At 39.8% G+C, this 15,366-nt stretch carries 14 protein-coding genes; 12 read left to right on the forward strand and 2 right to left on the reverse strand.

Features of this window, described 5'->3' with window-relative positions; all coding sequences use genetic code 11:
• The 3 genes from AC220I_RS09020 to galU form a co-directional block, all read left to right on the forward strand.
• Window positions 1–534, forward strand: a 534-nt coding sequence (locus AC220I_RS09020; protein WP_486723491.1) for a lytic transglycosylase domain-containing protein, incomplete at its 5' end; no start/stop codon positions are given.
• 134 nt (window positions 535–668) lie between these two features.
• Entirely contained in the window at window positions 669–3,074 is a 2,406-nt protein-coding gene (locus AC220I_RS09025) for an ATP-dependent DNA helicase (protein WP_486723492.1), read from the forward strand.
• 7 nt (window positions 3,075–3,081) lie between these two features.
• A complete protein-coding gene (gene galU / locus AC220I_RS09030) occupies window positions 3,082–3,942 on the forward strand; it encodes a UTP--glucose-1-phosphate uridylyltransferase GalU (protein WP_486723493.1) in 861 nt (286 codons plus the stop codon).
• Window positions 3,943–4,100: 158 nt separating this feature from the next.
• Here galU and pepV read toward each other — a convergent pair whose 3' ends face one another.
• Both pepV and AC220I_RS09040 read right to left on the reverse strand, forming a co-directional pair.
• Window positions 4,101–5,492: a dipeptidase PepV gene (gene pepV / locus AC220I_RS09035; protein WP_486723494.1), complete on the reverse strand. Its 1,392-nt coding sequence runs from the start codon at window positions 5,490–5,492 to the stop codon at window positions 4,101–4,103.
• Between the two features lies 1 nt (window position 5,493).
• Window positions 5,494–6,360, reverse strand: a complete 867-nt coding sequence (locus tag AC220I_RS09040; protein ID WP_486723495.1) for a zinc dependent phospholipase C family protein — start codon at window positions 6,358–6,360, stop codon at window positions 5,494–5,496.
• A gap of 124 nt (window positions 6,361–6,484) precedes the next feature.
• Between AC220I_RS09040 and AC220I_RS09045 the strand changes: the two genes are divergently transcribed.
• The 9 genes from AC220I_RS09045 to AC220I_RS09085 all read left to right on the forward strand — a co-directional run bounded on the left by AC220I_RS09045 (window position 6,485) and on the right by AC220I_RS09085 (window position 15,259).
• Complete coding sequence (locus AC220I_RS09045; protein ID WP_486723496.1) at window positions 6,485–7,684, forward strand: class I SAM-dependent methyltransferase; 1,200 nt, start codon at window positions 6,485–6,487, stop codon at window positions 7,682–7,684.
• A 152-nt stretch (window positions 7,685–7,836) separates the two neighbouring features.
• Window positions 7,837–9,120: an adenylosuccinate synthase gene (locus AC220I_RS09050; protein ID WP_486723497.1), complete on the forward strand. Its 1,284-nt coding sequence runs from the start codon at window positions 7,837–7,839 to the stop codon at window positions 9,118–9,120.
• 246 nt (window positions 9,121–9,366) lie between these two features.
• Window positions 9,367–10,539: a sensor histidine kinase gene (locus tag AC220I_RS09055; RefSeq protein ID WP_486723498.1), complete on the forward strand. Its 1,173-nt coding sequence runs from the start codon at window positions 9,367–9,369 to the stop codon at window positions 10,537–10,539.
• Window positions 10,526–11,200 (forward strand): response regulator, encoded by a 675-nt coding sequence (locus AC220I_RS09060; protein ID WP_486723499.1) that lies wholly within the window; start codon window positions 10,526–10,528, stop codon window positions 11,198–11,200. The genes AC220I_RS09055 and AC220I_RS09060 overlap by 14 nt, the downstream gene beginning before the upstream one ends.
• Window positions 11,201–11,494: 294 nt before the next feature.
• Window positions 11,495–11,680 carry a Flp family type IVb pilin gene (locus AC220I_RS09065; RefSeq protein ID WP_486723500.1) on the forward strand — a complete coding sequence of 62 codons (186 nt, stop codon included), beginning with the start codon at window positions 11,495–11,497 and terminating at the stop codon, window positions 11,678–11,680.
• Between the two features lie 91 nt (window positions 11,681–11,771).
• A complete protein-coding gene (locus tag AC220I_RS09070) occupies window positions 11,772–12,155 on the forward strand; it encodes a TadE/TadG family type IV pilus assembly protein (protein WP_486723501.1) in 384 nt (127 codons plus the stop codon).
• 13 nt (window positions 12,156–12,168) lie between these two features.
• Window positions 12,169–13,077 carry a pilus assembly protein TadG-related protein gene (locus AC220I_RS09075; protein WP_486723502.1) on the forward strand — a complete coding sequence of 303 codons (909 nt, stop codon included), beginning with the start codon at window positions 12,169–12,171 and terminating at the stop codon, window positions 13,075–13,077.
• 27 nt (window positions 13,078–13,104) lie between these two features.
• A complete protein-coding gene (cpaB, locus tag AC220I_RS09080; RefSeq protein WP_486723503.1) occupies window positions 13,105–14,130 on the forward strand; it encodes a Flp pilus assembly protein CpaB in 1,026 nt (341 codons plus the stop codon).
• Entirely contained in the window at window positions 14,117–15,259 is a 1,143-nt protein-coding gene (locus AC220I_RS09085; RefSeq protein ID WP_486723504.1) for a CpaE/TadZ family protein, read from the forward strand. Before cpaB ends, AC220I_RS09085 begins: the two co-directional genes overlap by 14 nt.
• Window positions 15,260–15,366: the final 107 nt, after the last annotated feature.

Here is a 15,366-nt window from a genome sequence, read left to right on the forward strand (position 1 = left end):
GGCATGGTTAAAGAATTTAAGCGTTTATCGCAATTCATCGATTTTGATGAGTTCGATTCCTCGCAGCTTGAAAGAAGCCAAAAAATATCTGAGGAAACACCACTTGATTCTGAAAGTGCTCTTGCCCTTGTCAAGTATGCAGACCAGTATGATGTACCAGTCTCTTTAGTCCTATCCATCATGGAAATTGAAAGTAACTTTAACAAGGATCTTGTTGGCACCCATCAAGACAGAGGCCTTATGCAGATCATACCTGATACTGAAGAATGGCTTGCAACTGAGTACGGTGATGAGCTTGGCTTGGAATATGATCCAAGCAGAATCTTTGATGCGGATTACAACATTGCACTAGGGGTAAAATACCTTGATATTTTAATGAGTGCACATGGCTCAAACTTTGAAAGAATTTTATCTGAATATAACAGAGGACCATATAATCTTCAAAAATACTATGCCTTGAATCAAACGTATTCCACATCGTATTCAAGAAGTGTTCTCAGTAAAGAAAAAAAATATGTGGCTTTAAATAACTAATTAATCATTTTATTTAAAGGGATACATGAATAATGCATTTGCTCAAAAGGGCCCTATGGCCCTTTTTCTCTTTTTTTGATACAATAGAAGCGAACACTTGTTCAAATGTGATGCTGGAAAAGGTGATTATAAGCATGTCTGATAAATACTTAAGTAAGATATCTGTGAGAGGCCTCGTTGAATTTGTATACAGAAGTGGTGACCTAGACCTTCGATTTCAGGGAAAATCAAAGGCGGCAGAGGGGACGCGTATACATCAGCGCATACAAAATTCTCAAGGGAGCGACTACGAGAAAGAGGTCTTTTTACAGAAGACCTTTGAATTTGTGGACGATTATGATCAGATGCCCATTGCCCTCGTTGTGAGTGGCAGAGCAGATGGCATTTTAAGTACCCCAGAAGGGTATATAATAGATGAAATTAAAAGTACCAGTGATTTCCTCGAGGATATTGATGAACATACATACCCCTTGCACTGGGCACAGGCTAAAATATATGGCGCTATATTTTGTGAAGAAGAGGGACTAGACGAAATTGTGATCCAGCTCACATATGCCGAATTTGAGTCTCTAAGTGTAAAACGCATAAAGGTTGCCTACGACAGAAGGACATTGATTACATTTTTTAACGAGACAGTAGACTCATATAAAAAGTGGGTCATATATAGAAAGAACTGGCAGCAAAAAAGAAATGAGAGCCTGGCAGATCTCACATTTCCCTTTCCCGCATACAGAAAGGGCCAGCGGGAAATGGCAGTAAGTGTCTACAACGCTTTTAAAAATAATCAAAATGCATTTATTGAAGCACCCACAGGTATCGGCAAGACGATTTCATCTTTGTTTCCCACACTCAAAGCCATGAATGAAGGCCTTGTGGATAAGATCTTTTACCTCAGTGCCAAGGCCATCACGAAAAAAGTGGCAGAAGATACCTTAGGCGTTTTACATGATCACAGCGGTCAAGCTCTTAAGCTAAAAGCCCTAACCCTTACAGCAAAGGATAAAATTTGTTTCTTAGACAAAGCAACTTGCTATCCTGAAAAGTGCTCATATGCAAAGGGTCACTTTGACAGATGTAATGATGCCCTATGGGATTTATTGCATGATGATGTGATTTTAAGTCGGACGACAGTGGAGACTTATGCACAGAAGCATCATATCTGTCCATATGAGTTCTCCCTTGATGTGGCCTTGTTTTCAGATGTAATTATCTGTGACTACAATTATGCTTTTGACCCAAGGGTTTACTTGAGACGCTTCTTTGACGCACCAACAGAAAGCTTTGCTTTTTTAGTAGATGAAGCCCACAATTTGGTGGATCGGGCAAGGACCATGTATTCTGCAGAGCTTCACAAGGACAAGGTCATGGCCATTAAAAACGCCATTAAGACTCACGACAAGACCCTTATGAAGCAAGTAGAGGGCATTAACAAAATGATGCTGGAAATTCGAAAAAGATGTGATGAAGATGGTATATATGTGGATAAAGATGAAGTTGCAGATATTTATACACAGCTTAAGAGACGATCTTCAATCCTAGAAAAATGGCTTGTGAAAAATCAAGGTGCAGAAATTTATGATCTGGTATTAGACTTCTATTTTGAGATTTTGACTTATTTGAGAATAAGTGAACTCTATGATGATGGCTTTCTCTTTTACATCACTGAGGGGCATACTTCAAAAACGACTTTCAAGCTCTTTTGTATCAATCCAGCATCACAGTTGATGCGATTCATAAACAACAGCCGAGCGACGGTGTTTTTTTCAGCGACCCTATCACCACTTGATTATTATCAAAAAATTCTCTCTGGAGATGAAAATGCTAAAAAATTAAAATTGCCATCCCCCTTTGATCCTGCCAACAGACTGGTATTATTTAGTGAGGATGTTTCTGTCAAATATAAAGATAGAGAGGCGGCGCTTTCGCCCATATGTGATTATCTCTATAATATGGGTAAGAGTAAGGTGGGGAATTATATGGTGTTTTTACCTTCATATATGTACCTAAAGCATGTAACGGATTTATTTATAGCCCAATTTGAGACAGAATTTGATATAATTATTCAAGAACGTGAAATGGATGATCAAGACAAGGAAGTCTTCCTGAGTCAATTTGAACATCACAATTTGAAGCGTGAAAAGTACAACCAACCAGGTGACCCTAAGTCATTAATTTGCTTCGCTGTTTTAGGTGGTGTCTTTTCTGAGGGCATTGACCTTTCGGGTGATTTACTGATCGGTGTCGCCTTAATCGGTGTTGGTTTGCCCATGATGAATTTCGAAAATAATCTCATCAAGGATTATTTTGACGTCTACAATCGACAGGGCTTTGAATATGCCTATCAATATCCCGGCATCAATAAAGTGATGCAGGGTGCTGGTCGCGTTATCAGGAGCGATGGGGACAGGGGTGTGATTCTTTTACTGGACAAGCGCCTGTCAGAGCGTTATTATAGGAAACTTTTACCGAGAGACTGGGGACATATTTCAGCTCATAAGGACAATTCAAAACAAATCATTAAAAATTTTTGGGAGGAGTGACCAAACAATGAAAGTTAAAAAGGCCGTAATACCCGCAGCAGGATTTGGAACAAGATTTTTACCCGCAACAAAATCAATGCCTAAGGAAATGTTGACGATTGTTGATCGCCCGGCGATACACTATGTCGTAGAGGAATTGATTGAGGCAGGTATTGAAGACATCTTAATTATCATCGGTAGAAATAAAGAAGAAATTGCCAACTATTTTGACCGTTCTCCAGAACTTGAAATATTTTTAAAGGATAAACACAAAGAAGAGCTCTATGATATGACTGAGAATATTGCCAACATGGCAAACATCCATTATGTGAGACAAAAGGAGGCAAGAGGCCTTGGTCATGCTGTATATTGTGCAAAGACTTTTGTGGGTAATGAGCCATTTGCATTGCTTCTCGGAGATGACCTCGTTTATTCAACCACACCTTGCATCAAACAGCTTGCAGATATGTACGATAAATATGAGAGCACCATTTTAGGGGTACAATCCGTTCCAAAGGATCAAGTCAACAAGTATGGGATCGTGGATGGCCTAAAGGTGGATGAAGACCTCTATGAAGTGAAGAATATGGTTGAAAAGCCAAGTGTTGAAGATGCACCTTCTAATATAGCCATATTAGGACGTTATATTTTGACCCCAGATATCTTTGAAATGATTGAGCAGACACCTCCGGGCAAGGGTGATGAAATTCAATTGACCGATGCGTTGAGATCTCTTCTTGAGCATAAGGAAATCTATGCCTATGAGTTTGACGGTAAGCGTTATGATACGGGTGACAAACTTGGATACCTCAAGGCAACCGTTGAATACGCACTTAGAAATGAGGAGCTTTCAGAAGACTTCAGAGAGTATTTGCGAACTATAATTTAAGTGGCCATATATAAAGGCGTTGCCCCCACAGTTGTGATGGCAACGCCTTTGATTATATACAACAAAATTTGAGCCGAAAGCTGTGATGAGAAATGTTTAATTTCAAACAGCGTCAGCGAAAATTGGTTTGAGACATCGAAGGTGGCTCAAATGTTGTTTTAAAGATTTAAGAGCTCATAAATTGCGGAAGCGAATATTTCTGTGATTTTCATGAGGTCATGAATTTCAATATATTCATTTCGTTGGTGCATGGTGTCTTCCTTGCCAGGGAAGAGGGCTCCAAATGCCACTGCATTGGGCATGCTTCTAGCATAGGTTCCACCACCCATGGTGATAGGTTTTGAGTCAAGGTCACCTGTATGGTCTCGATAGACCTTCATCAAGGTTTTAACCAGTGGATGATTTGGTTTGAAGAACAATGGATCGTGGTTGGCCCAAGTGGTCAACTGAATCCCTGTATCGCGAAGTGTGTTTTCAACACCGGCTTTTACGAGTTTTTCTTTCACTGTGATTGGATAACGGACATTGACGACTATAGTGCCTTGGTCTTCGTTGATGTCGATTATGCCAAGGTTGAAAACCAAATCATTGTACTCGTCTTTGAGGCCAATGCCGAAGCTTTCGCCGTTGATTTCAAGGCCAATGGTTCTGTTTAAAAACCTTATAAAGTTAGATTGGTCTCCGATTTCAAGGTCGATCATATCTAAGAAGTGAATTAGGGCTGAAATGGCATTCTTGCCCTTTTCTGGTGTACTGCCATGTGCAGAAACCCCATGGGATTTCAAGACTGTAATTTGACCTTCCTTAACATATTCGATGTTGGTGCCCTTGGTCGCATTAAAGGATTTAACGATTTCTTCAATCGGATGATTTTCTATGAGTCTGGCTTCTGCGTAATCTGGTACCATATTAGGCGCGTTGCCGCCTTTGAAACTCAAAATCTTAATGCCGCCATCTTCACAACGGTCGACAAATTGCTTTTCAAGTTTAAAGACCACGATGCCCATTTCACCATGAATAACAGGGAAGTCAGCATCAGGACTGAATGAAACTGTTGGCACTTCTTCGTGCTTTATATAGTAGTCCATGCAAGTGCCGCCGTTTTCCTCGTCTGTGCCAAGGATCAATCGCACTCTCTTTTTTGGCTGAACGCCGAGGTCCATAAGTGCTTTCATGGCATAGAGCGATGCAATGGCAGGACCCTTATCATCTATTGCACCACGGCCATAAATTTTATCATCTGCAATAGTGCCACTATAAGGACCGTAAGTCCACTGGTCTCCTTCAGGCACCACATCCACATGGCATAAGATGCCCACCATTTCTTTACCCTCACCAAACTCAATATAGCCTGCGTGATTTCCTACATTTTTTGTTTTAAAGCCTAGAGCGTCCCCCAAAGCTAAGGTGTATTCAAGGGCATCCTGAATGCCTTTGCCGAAGGGCATGTCGCCTTCCGGTGGTGTTTTAACACTCTTGATTTGAATCAACTCTTGTGTGGCTTTGATAATGTCATTCTTGTAGGCTTGAATTGTTTTTTCAAAAGTCATGTTATTTACCTCCATCTTGTATTGGATTTCCTAGATAATCGCTTGTGACTAGCCATTCAAGGAAAGCATTTTTACTTATGTTTTTTAGAAATAGAGCCTCAAACTTCTTAAGCATAATGGCTGAGCGCTCAACCCCTTTCATGAACTCAGAGTTAAAGGGCTCGAATTTAAGGGCATTCAACTCATCCTTGGTAAAGTCCCTAGGATACATTAACTGCGAGAGGTCATAGTTGAAGAATGCTGAGAAGTTGTGGATCCAAGGTTTTTTTCGGATGACATCTCCCAGTAAAATTTCTTGTATATCGGCCATGTGATTTGATGCACGGTTGAAGCTTTCGTTAGATATATCTGTGTTTATGGCCAAGGCTTTAATAATGGGTTGCCAAACAGCCGACAGATAAGTACCTGTTTTCCGAGTTTCAGGTGAAAGGACTTGAGCATGAATGGACATGTGTTCATAGTATTGCATGCAAAGGGCATCCAGTGCAAGTTCATAGGTCTTATGAGCTTTCGAGTCCGGCGAATGCAAACAAATATGAGGATGGCATATGGCATCTATGATATAATGCGTAAGGTAGCCAGCCACATAGGCTTTAATTTCGGGAAAATCTTGCTCTATTGCAAAATCAATTAACATTTCGAGTGTTCTATAGACATCGAAATTGTGGAAGTGAGTGCCTAATGGGGCATAGTGTTTTTTTGTAAAGGGTTTCTTTCTATTAATATAGTAATAAAAATCAGGGCCCTGTGCGCCAAAGTAATATTCCGCCATGTGCTTGTCATCAAAGACAGGTTTGGGGTCTTTCAACTTTAAGTAAAGGGCATGAGCGCGTTTTGCGGCAATTTGATGACTCCAATAATCTGGCAAAGCAATCACCTCATAAAAATATTTATTCACATCTATTATTATACACCAAATCATAAAACTTGTGTTTCCAAAAGAATCGCTGTAAAATAATAACGGCTGAAAAAATTAAGAAAAGAGGAATGGTATGGATACAATTATGACACTGTGTCAACAACTTATAGATCAGGAGAAAGTGATTCAGATCATATTGAGCAATGTTAAAAAAGGCGTTGAAAAAACCTATCAAAAGGTTGAAGTCAAACCCGTTCTCATTAAAGACCAGCGCCTTTATCATATTTCTTATTTTTTTGACCAGAAGGTTAACCATGACAATGTATCGGGTCCACAATTGATCCAGTTTTTAAACCAAGTGCTCGCTCAATATTTCAAGCAGTGTTTAATCTGTACCCCCGAGCATGATTATCAAATTTTATTCAGTAAAAAGGGTAAGGGTACTGTATTAAAGAAACCGCCGACTAAATTTGAAGTTACCCTTGCCCATAATCGAGAAAAAAACTATATCTTAAAGGACGGCGTACCTTGTGACTTCCTTGAAGCCCTTGGTGTCATGGATGCCACTGGTAAGGTCTTTAAGAAAAAATATGATAAATTCAAGCAGCTCAATAAATATTTAGAGTTCGTCGAAGATGCTCTTAGCGTGCTGGAAAAAGAAAAAGGCCCTATCAGGATAATCGACTTTGGTTGCGGTAAAGCCTATTTGACATTTGCCCTCTACTACTATCTGGTGATTCAAAAGGGCTTCCAAGTGGAAATCACAGGGCTTGATTTGAAGGCAGATGTGATCGACTACTGTAATGGTGTGGCACAAAAGCTTCATTATAATGGCCTAAAATTCGAACTTGGTGATATCAAAGATTACCAATATGAAGGCAATGTGGACATGGTGGTTTCCCTGCACGCCTGTGACACTGCCACCGATGAAGCGCTGGGAAAAGCATGTGCATGGCAGGCAAGGGTTATTTTTGCAGTCCCATGCTGTCAGCATGAACTCTTTAATCAGATAAAACACCCTGATTTAGAACCCTTACTAAGACATGGGGTCATCAGAGACAAGTTTGCGACACTCGTCACAGATACACTCAGAATGACTGCACTAGAGGTGATGTCTTATGAAACGCAAATGCTCGAGTTCATCGATTTGGAGCATACTCCGAAAAACATCCTCATCAGGGCTTATCTCAAGCCCCAGACTGAATCGGCACAAAAGAAGGCCATCAAAACCTATGTGGAATATAGAAACAGTTTCTCTGTGAAACCCCATATTGAAAAAGCACTCGGTTCTTCTTTTACTGAGAAAATAAATTCATATAATTACGAATTATAAATATTGCAATTGTAAAATAATTCGTTATTTGATTGACTTTGTGGGACCATTCTGTTAATATGACTATGGAATATTTTGATAAGCGATTAAAGTCATGATTTTGAAGCAATTATGCTTTAAAAATGACTGATTATATAAAGTGAGGTGTTTTTATGTCAACTGTTGTTATTGTAGGCGCACAGTGGGGCGACGAAGGAAAGGGTAAAGTTATTGATTATCTTGCAAAACAGGCTGATGTTGTAGTACGTGGTCAAGGCGGAAACAATGCAGGACATACTGTTGTTGTTGGAGACAAAAAATATGCATTACACTTAATTCCATCTGGTATTTTAAATGAAAATACCATCAACGTTGTGGGCAATGGCGTTGTCTTTGATCCAGAGGGCTTTTTAAAGGAAATTGAAGGCTTAAAGGAAAAGGGAATTGATGTTTCTTCAATTAAAGTTTCAGATAGAGCTCATGTGGTATTCCCTTACCATAGAGAAATTGACAGACTTGCTGAAGAGGCAAGAGGTGCTGATATGATCGGCACAACTAAAAAAGGGATTGGTCCTTGCTACATGGACAAGGTTGAAAGAAGTGGGATTAGAATCTGTGACTTCATAGACGCCCCTTTATTCGAAAGAATTTTCAGAACACAAATGGAAGCTAAAAATGAAATCATCACTAAGATTTATGGTGGTGAGGCACTTGATATAGACGCAACAATCACACAGTACAAGGCTTATGCTGAAGCGGTTAAACCGTATGTGGCAGACACTTCAGTTATCGTATACGATGCACTTAGAGCAGGCAAAAAAGTATTGCTCGAGGGTGCTCAAGGGACTTTACTGGACCTTGATTATGGGACTTACCCATATGTAACGAGTTCTCATCCGATTTCAGGAGGTTTCACAATCGGTTCTGGTATTGGTCCAAATGAAATAGGCGAAGTTGTGGGCATCACAAAAGCTTATACAACCAGAGTTGGTAAAGGGCCATTTGTAACAGAGCTTGACAACGAAGTTGGCGATTTGATTCGTAACAAGGGTAGAGAGTTTGGCACGACAACAGGCAGACCAAGAAGATGTGGCTGGCTTGACACGGTTATGGTGAAATACTCACAGCGTGTAAACGGCATGACTTGCATCGCACTTATGCTTGTCGACGTCCTCTCTGGCTTTGAAGAGGTTAAAATTTGTAAGGGTTATGACTATAATGGCGAGATCATCGAGCATTTCCCTGCAAGCTTAAATGTTCTTTCACAGTGTAAACCAATTTATGAAACCCTTCCAGGCTGGCAAGAAGATATCTCTGAATGTGATACGTTTGAAAAATTACCGATTAATGCTCAAAATTATATCAAACGCATCGAGGAGCTTGTTGGTATTCCGGTGAAGATCGTTTCAGTTGGACCAAAGAGAAGCCAAACCATTATTAGAGGTTCTATCTATTAATTGGCGTTTAGACCTAGTTTTTATAGACCTAAGGCTTGTTTATCATCGTTCGTAGAATATGTTATAATTAAATATATAAGCTTCCTCAATGATTACATATGGTGATACTGGGGGAGCTTTTTTTAATCGGAGTGGATTTAATCATAAAAAGTGACGATATTTATTAAGTAGCATTGTTTATAATTCTGTATGCCAAGATAATAAGACGACTTTTGGGGTATAAAGGCATACGTAGAGGTGGGAAATATGGGAAGCAAAGAGATCAATATGGGGGATGTCCAAGGCATCATGTCCAAAATCATACAAGCCATAGATGACAGTAGGGATCAATTGCTTGATATCGTTGAGACTGCTCGAGAGGAATACGATCTGCTAAAGGTAGAACTCGAAAATCTCAAGCGAGATATCGACCGTGTAATTGCAGAAGTAGATCGCTTAACCTTAAAAGACAAGATGGTCAGAAAGCATTTAGCAGATGTCTCTAAGGCATTTAAAACACATACAGAAGAAGACATCAAGCGCGCTTATGAAAAGGCTGCAGATGTCAGAATTGAACTTGAGTCCTTTAAAAAAGAAGAAGAACTTTTGAGAACGAGAAGAAATATGCTTGAAACCTCTTTGAAGCGCTCAATGAAAAACATTCAAAACGCTGAAAACGTCGTCCATCAAGTGACTATTGCTGTGACCTATCTCAAGGGTGAAATCCTATCCGCAATAGAAGATATGGGTGCTGAGAGCATGATACTGGGTGTCAAAATCCTTGAAGCTCAAGAGAATGAAAGAAAGCGAATATCAAGGGACATTCATGATGGTCCAGCCCAGCAAATCGCCTCAATTGTCATGAAGGCAGATTTTTGCGAGAGAATTATTCGAAATGACTTTGAAAAGGGCATGTCTGAACTGGCAGAGCTAAAGGAAGCCACTAAAAAGGCATTGAAAGAAGTACGTGATATCATCCAGGATCTTAGACCCATGTCACTTGATGACATTGGCCTTAATGAGACTGTTGAGACCTATGCGATTTCATTTGGCAAGGAAAATCAGATCAATGTTAAGACCCGTATTCGAAAAATGGTATCCCCTGTGGAAAGCATCATCCAAGTGGCAGTCTTCAGATTGGTACAGGAAATTCTCAACAATGTGAAAAAGCATTCTAAAGCAGGTCAGGTCAATGTCGAGCTTGAGTATGGGTCAGTCTATCTTAGATTGATGATAATGGATGATGGTGTTGGCTTTAACGTGGAGGAGAAATTAAAAACTTTGAAATTAAAACACACTTCATTTGGCTTGTTGGGCCTTTATGAACGCGTGAACCAATTGAGAGGCAGTATAGAAATTATTTCCGAAGAAGGCGAGGGCACGACTTTTATCATTAAGCTGCCGATAAACAGGGAGGTGATCTTCAATGAGCGAGGCTAGAATTAAAATTTTGATAGCAGATGATCATGACCTTATCAGACAAGGCCTTAGAACCGTACTTGACTATGAAAATGATTTGACCGTTGTTGGAGAAGCCAAAAATGGTGAGGAAGTCATCACCATGGTCAAGCTCTATAAGCCAGATATCCTGCTTATGGATATGAACATGCCAATCCTAAGCGGCTTAGAGGTTTTAAAAGCGATAAAGAAGGATGCTTTAGAGGTCAAAGTACTCTTCCTCACTGTTGAGGACGACAGGCAGACCCTTATCAAGGCCATTGAGATTGGTGCAGATGGGTATGTTCTAAAAGGGTCCAGCACAAAGGAATTGGTGGAAGCCATTCGAATCGTAAAAGCAGATGAGAACTACATTGATAAATCCTTGGTATCAACCCTCTTCAACAAGGTTAATAAAGAAGAAAAACAACAAAGCGTCTTTGATGACTTGGCTGAAAGAGATCTTGAAATTCTCTATCACATCTCTCAGGGGCTTAGTAACAGGGAAGTTGCGGACTTATTATATTTATCAGAAAAAACGGTCAAGAATTACTCAAGTCGAATTTTCAGAAAAATCGATGTCAAAGACCGTGTTCAAGCCACCATATTCGCCATTGAAAATGGGCTTGACCAGTACTTTAATAAAAAGAAAGCGCCAAAGTAAGCGAATAATAGTTTAACCGACTGCACTCAGGGACTAAATAGAGACACTGTCATGAGTTATATATGGAAAAAATTGAAAGGACTTTAGTCCTTTTTTTTTATGCCTTAAGTACATAGACTTGAGGACCTTGTCCTCTTATGCAGACTTTAAATTAGGCGTAAAATAAGGCTATAATCAAACACAAGGAGATGGCAATTGGGCAGTCTGAACTTGTAAAGGACAATTAGGATATCAGCAGATGTCGTTTAAAAATGAGATGGACCGAATAGGGTCAAATTAAAAGGAGGCAATATTATGTTAACAAATTTATTCGTGAAGGCAACTACAAAATTTAATGGTTTTGTTAAAGAAGAAGAAGGACAAGGTATGGTTGAATACGGTTTAATTATTGCATTAGTAGCAGTAATCGCAATTGCAGGTTTAGTGCTTATTGGACCAAAATTATCAACAATGTTCACTAATATTTCAAACAGTTTATAGTATTTAATACGACATAATAAAGGCTCTAATCTCATGAGGTTAGAGTTTTTTTTATCAAAAGCTCAAAATTGATGTGAAAGGAGGCATGAATATGAAGCACAAACAAGAGGGTCAGGCTTTGGTGGAAATGGCGATTATCCTCCCCATATTGCTCATTCTAATCACAGGCATTATCGAGTTTGGTTTCGTGTTCAATGCCTACCTTACATTAAACAATGCCTCTAGAGAAGCTGCTAGAGCCATTAGTGTAGGTGAGACAAGTATTCAGGCTACGGACAGGGTAAATGTCGTTGCCGCTCAACTTGATCTGACTCAAATTTCAGTAATTGTGACACCAGCTGATGACAACAGGGACAGAGGTGACTCAGTGAATGTTAAGGTTGAATATACGTATCATTTTTTTACGCCACTACTTGGTGGGTTACTGGGATCCGATTTAAATCTAAGTGCTGAATCCACCATGAGAGTAGAGTAAAAGAGGTGATCTTATGAATAAGTGTAAAAATCTAAGAAATAATGAAAGTGGCAGTGTGGTTATATTACTTGCCCTTTCCTTTGTGATATTAATGGGTGCAGCTGGACTCGTGATCGACATGGGCTTCATCTATTCGGAAAAAATAAAGCTATCCAATGCACTGGATGCTGCTGCACTTGCAGGCGCGCAGGAACTACCAGACAAGCCTATTTTGGCAGAGGCTGTGGCAAAGGACTACCTAACCTTAAATGGAATAGACCCAGCTACAGTAACAATTGTGATCAGTGCGGATCATATGGAAATGACTTTGACTGGTGTAGAGACAGTGCCCCACTATTTTCTAAAATTACTGGGCTTTAATGAAACAGATGTCCATGGGAAATCGAAAATTGCAATTGGCCCAGTAAGTGCTGTAAAAGGAGGTCTTAGACCCTTTGCTGTGGAAGATTTTTTGTATACCTATGGTGATTTGGTCGTTCTGAAAGAAGACGGTGGCGACGGTTATCATGGCAATTACGGTGCTGTGGCAATGGGCGGTAGCGGTGCAAGTATTTTAAAGGACAATGCCATTAATGGTTATGAAGGCACCATAAAAATTGGTGACATACTAGACACTGAACCAGGAAACATGGCCACTGTGGTCAATGCATTAAGACCCCTACTTGCAAGTGACCCTGAATCCTTTGACAATCATTCAAAAAAATCTTTTAGACTTTGGACCATCCCAATCGTTGATTCATTAATGGTTGACGGTAGAAACGATGTCACTGTAACGGCCTTTGCACAGGTCTTTGTAGAGGATATGGTCAAACAAGGTGGACAAGTGGAGATTAAAGCGAGATTTATAAGGTTTGTCGTCAACGGTGATGTTGATTTTTCACTGGCAGATCATGGCGCATATGGCGTCAAATTGACAGAGTAGAAAATAGGAAATGGGAGTGACGTTCAAATGAAAAAATCAGGAAGAATATTATTTATATTAGCCTTGCTGTTTGCAGTGATTGGTGCAGGCACATTATATCTTTATCTAACCACCCTTGACCAACCCACCATTGTTTCAAAAGAGGAAATGGAAGTTGTTGTTGCAAAAGAGGACATAAAGGGCAGGACCCTTGTTACTATTGACATGCTTGAGAAGAAAAGCGTTCCAGCTGAAAGCATCTTTGGTGAGTATATACAGACCCCTGATGAAGTTGTAGGAAAGTATTTAAAGTCTGATTTATATGCGGGCAGCATGATTCATAAAAAAGATATCCTTGAAGTGGGCATGGAAGACCTTGCCATGAAGCTTGATGGTATTGAACGCGCCGTCACAGTGAGTGTTGACGGAAAGTCCGGTGTGAGTAAACTTATCAAGGTTGGAGACCGAGTGGATGTACTTGTCTATTTGCCTCAGCTGATAGAACAAAATAGAATTGTAAGACCAGATATTGTTAAAATGTTTTTACAGAATTTAGAGGTTTTAGCAATTGATCAGAATATAGAGTACGAGAGTAAAACCGTCGTTGATTCAGTGGACAAGGGCAATACAGCAATTTCAACCTACTTTGTGACATTGGCAGTACCAGTCACACAGGTGGAGTCCTTTGTACTTGCTAAGGATATCGGCCTTGTGGACCTAGCACTTAGACCTCATGAGGGCGATAAAATGGTTGTGACAAACGGGGTCATCTGGCAAGACCTCCTACTCAATGACTTTGGCAATATCAAGGATTTGTTTCCTCAATATGAGATTATAGGTCAGTCTGAAAAGACCTTGAACGAGGGCGATTATAAGTACGACCAATATGTGTATTATACGGTTCAGTATGGTGACACACTCATGAAAATTAGTAGAAAGTTTTATAATGATCCCGAGTATGTGGACTTGATTAAGGCCGTCAATCAAATCACGGATGAGGACTTAATCATATCAGGAACGGGACTTAAGATTCCTTTATTAGAGGGAAGAGGTGATACAGGTGAAACCAATTAAAATTGTTATTGCAGATGATGTGGTTGAGATGCAGGAAATGGTCTCAAAGATGTTGACACTTAGCAATCATCCCTTTGAAATCGTGGGTACTTGCTCAAATGGTAGAGAGGTTGTTGAGTTTGCAAGTGGCAATCCGGTGGATATGGTCCTCATGGACATCAATATGCCTGAAATGAATGGTCTAGAAGCAACTGAAGCCTTGCTTGATAAGAACCCAAACATACTTGTGGTGATGATGAGTGTTCAACATGAAAGCGAATATTTAAAAAAGGCGATGCTAGCTGGCGCTAAGGGCTATATCATGAAGCCAATTGATACAGATGAGCTTATTGAAACCCTAGAATCGACTTATTTAAAATACGAATCTCAGTTGAAAGCGGCTCTTCCAAAGGTAGAGGCATCATATGACGGCAAAATTCACACTTTCTATAGCGGCAAGGGCGGTGTTGGCAAGTCCTTCCTATCCCTTAGCAGTGCCATTGTTATGGCGAAAAAGATGTCAAAGAAGGTACTGATCATAGATATGGATTTAAGATTTGGCGATATCTCACTCATGCTCAACAAACAAAATGAACTGACCCTTAAAGAGCTCTTTGAAGAAGGCAATCTTACTAAAATCGAGGATGTACAGCCCTTTATCCACAATATTGATGATCATTTAAGCTGTTTGTTTGCACCCAAGGATCCTACTTCGGCAGAGTATATCACCGCTGATCAGATTAAGGGACTCATGATGCTGGTTAAATCCTATTACGACATCATTATTGTGGATACTGGCGTGAACTTTGACGATGTGACGCTTTCGGTGCTGGATTTATCAGATAAAGTCTATTTGGTTTCAACCATTGAGGTGACGAGCCTTAAAAATACCAAGACGAGTTTAAAAGTCATGCAGTCACTCAATTATTCGAAAGACAAGATCAAATTGATTATGAACATGACCCTAGACAAGTTTGGTGTTCAAAAAGCGCAAGTTGAGAAAGCCTTTAGCTACGATATATTGGCCTATGTTCCAGAAGAAGTGAAACTTGTGAGACAGTCTATCAATTCCGGTATTCCACTTATGGATCAGAAGGGACAAAAATTTGAAAAGCACATAAGAGCTTTAGTGGAGAAAATGATTGCATAGTCATAGATAAATATGGATTTAATGTTAGGAAAAAAGAAAGGAGTGCATGACATGTCACTGGTAAAACGTCTTGAAAATCAAACCCTAACCACAAAAGCCCAAGATAA

It is taken from the genome of Fusibacter sp., from assembly GCF_057447755.1.

Coding starts and splice junctions, on each gene's coding strand:
- AC220I_RS09025 (WP_486723492.1), top strand. CDS start 669: ATGTCTGATAAATACTTAAGTAAGATATCTGTGAGAGGCCTCGTTGAA.
- galU (WP_486723493.1), top strand. CDS start 3,082: ATGAAAGTTAAAAAGGCCGTAATACCCGCAGCAGGATTTGGAACAAGA.
- pepV (WP_486723494.1), bottom strand. CDS start 5,492: ATGACTTTTGAAAAAACAATTCAAGCCTACAAGAATGACATTATCAAA.
- AC220I_RS09045 (WP_486723496.1), top strand. CDS start 6,485: ATGGATACAATTATGACACTGTGTCAACAACTTATAGATCAGGAGAAA.
- AC220I_RS09050 (WP_486723497.1), top strand. CDS start 7,837: ATGTCAACTGTTGTTATTGTAGGCGCACAGTGGGGCGACGAAGGAAAG.
- AC220I_RS09055 (WP_486723498.1), top strand. CDS start 9,367: ATGGGAAGCAAAGAGATCAATATGGGGGATGTCCAAGGCATCATGTCC.
- AC220I_RS09060 (WP_486723499.1), top strand. CDS start 10,526: ATGAGCGAGGCTAGAATTAAAATTTTGATAGCAGATGATCATGACCTT.
- AC220I_RS09065 (WP_486723500.1), top strand. CDS start 11,495: ATGTTAACAAATTTATTCGTGAAGGCAACTACAAAATTTAATGGTTTT.
- AC220I_RS09070 (WP_486723501.1), top strand. CDS start 11,772: ATGAAGCACAAACAAGAGGGTCAGGCTTTGGTGGAAATGGCGATTATC.
- AC220I_RS09075 (WP_486723502.1), top strand. CDS start 12,169: ATGAATAAGTGTAAAAATCTAAGAAATAATGAAAGTGGCAGTGTGGTT.
- cpaB (WP_486723503.1), top strand. CDS start 13,105: ATGAAAAAATCAGGAAGAATATTATTTATATTAGCCTTGCTGTTTGCA.